General features: G+C 64.2%; 1 protein-coding gene and 1 pseudogene. Both read left to right on the top strand.

From position 1 onward, the window contains the following. Positions 1-171, top strand: a pseudogene (locus tag EN991_RS41475) (ribonuclease III); the annotation flags it as partial. Next, on the top strand, positions 168-918 hold a 751-nt coding region (gene era / locus EN991_RS37945), incomplete at its 3' end, for a GTPase Era (RefSeq protein WP_127370616.1). The pseudogene EN991_RS41475 and the gene era, both read left to right, overlap by 4 nt.

Here is a 918-nt window from a genome sequence, read left to right on the forward strand (position 1 = left end):
GTATCCTTGCAGGTCCGCGGCTTTGCGCCGATAAGCGGCACCGGCGGCTCGCGCAGGGCGGCCGAAGAAGCGGCGGCTTCGGCATTTCTTGTGCGCGAAGGCGTTTGGGCCGCCGCATCGGCCCAAAAATCGGGGGGCTCGCGGCCCTCCAGTGAAGGGAGCGCGGCATGACCGCTACCGAAGAGCCGGCGACCACAGCCGCCGCCACGCATTCCGGCTTTGTCGCGCTGATCGGCGCGCCCAATGCGGGCAAGTCGACCTTGGTCAACCAATTGGTCGGCGCCAAGGTGTCGATCGTCACCCACAAGGTGCAGACGACTCGCGCCATCGTGCGCGGCATCGCCACGCATGACAATGCGCAAATCGTTTTCGTCGACACGCCCGGCATCTTCAAGCCGAAGCGAAGGCTCGACACGGCGATGGTGACCACCGCCTGGGGTGGGGCCAAGGACGCCGATATCGTACTGCTTCTGATCGACGCCGAGCGCGGCATCAGGGGCGACGCCGACGCCATCCTCGAACGGCTGAAGGATGTGCGCCAGCCGATGGTGCTGATCCTCAACAAGGTCGACCGCGTCAAGCACGAAGCGCTGCTGGCTCTGTCGGCGGCAGCGAACGAAAGGGTGCCGTTCAAGCGCACCTTCATGGTGTCGGCGCTGACCGGTTCCGGCTGCAAGGACGTGCTCGATTATCTGGCCGAGTCTCTGCCGGTCGGTCCCTGGTACTATCCGGAAGACCAGATCTCGGACCTGCCGATGCGCCAGCTCGCGGCCGAGATCACGCGCGAGAAGCTTTATCTCAGGCTGCATCAGGAATTGCCCTATTCCTCGCATATCGAGACCGAGAAATGGGAAGAGAAGCCGGACGGCTCGGTGCGCATCGACCAGACCATCTATGTCGAGCGCGACAGCCAGAAGA

The sequence above is a fragment of the Mesorhizobium sp. M7A.F.Ca.US.005.03.2.1 genome, from assembly GCF_003997795.1.
Lineage (GTDB): Bacteria > Pseudomonadota > Alphaproteobacteria > Rhizobiales > Rhizobiaceae > Mesorhizobium > Mesorhizobium ciceri.